Below are 840 nucleotides of genomic sequence, written 5' to 3'. Positions count from 1 at the left end.
GATCGCGCCGTCGAGGCCGCGCAGCATGGCGCCGACTGCAGCGCGGTCGGTGACCGGCACGAGCTGGATAGCGTGCTCTGGAAGTCCCGCCGCCTTCAGACCCTCGACCAGGCAGGCATGGATAGCCTGCGATGAACGGCGCGAATCCGAGCCGCAACGCAGAATGACGGCATTGCCCGCCTTGAGGCAGAGGGCGCCGGCATCCGCAGTGACGTTCGGCCGGCTTTCGAAGATCACGCCGATGACGCCGAGCGGGGTGCGGACCCGTTCGATCTTCAGCCCGTTCGGCCGGTCCCAGGCAGCGATGACTTCGCCGACCGGATCGGCAAGGACTGCGATGGCGCGGATTCCCTCGGCCATTTCGGCAACGCGCTTGTCGTTCAGCGTCAGCCGGTCGACGAAGGAAGCGAGCATCTCGGTGCCTTCGATGCCCTTCAGGTCCTTGGCGTTCTCGGCAAGAATATGCGCCTTGTTCGCCAGGATCGCATCGGCCATGGCATTCAACGCGCTGTTCTTGGCCTCAGTGGACGCAAAGCTCAGTGGTCGTGCTGCAGCCCTTGCCTTGCGGCCGATGTCGTTCATCAGCACGTCAATGTCAGGGCTTGGCGCAACGGTATCAAGCATAGCTCGCGTCCTTCTTCTGCCTTTCCGATTTCGAACCGACCTGTGCGGTCATCACCATGTCGTCGCGATGGACCATGGCGGCGCGCCCGGCATAACCGAGAATGGCCTCGATCTCCGCCGACTTGCGGCCGGCGATCCGACGGGCGTCGTCGGCATCGTAGCTTACCAGGCCGCGGGCGATCTCGCGGCCGGCCGGGCCGATGATCGCCACCGTAT

The 840-nt window shown here is 64.9% G+C and carries 2 protein-coding genes; both read right to left on the bottom strand.

Annotation, left to right across the window (positions count from 1 at the left end; translation table 11 throughout):
* The coding region (locus tag MOV76_RS39260; RefSeq protein WP_247266607.1) for an aldehyde dehydrogenase family protein at positions 1–624 on the bottom strand (624 nt) is incomplete at its 3' end.
* Positions 617–840: PUA domain-containing protein (locus tag MOV76_RS39255; RefSeq protein WP_309506932.1), on the bottom strand; the 224-nt coding region annotated here is incomplete at its 5' end. The genes MOV76_RS39260 and MOV76_RS39255, both read right to left, overlap by 8 nt.

Source organism: Rhizobium sp. PRIMUS64, from assembly GCF_023006465.1.
Classification (GTDB): Bacteria; Pseudomonadota; Alphaproteobacteria; order Rhizobiales; family Rhizobiaceae; genus Rhizobium; species Rhizobium leguminosarum.
The sequence above is the reverse complement of the archived record's forward strand: the minus strand, read 5'-3'. Positions and strand labels throughout refer to the sequence as shown.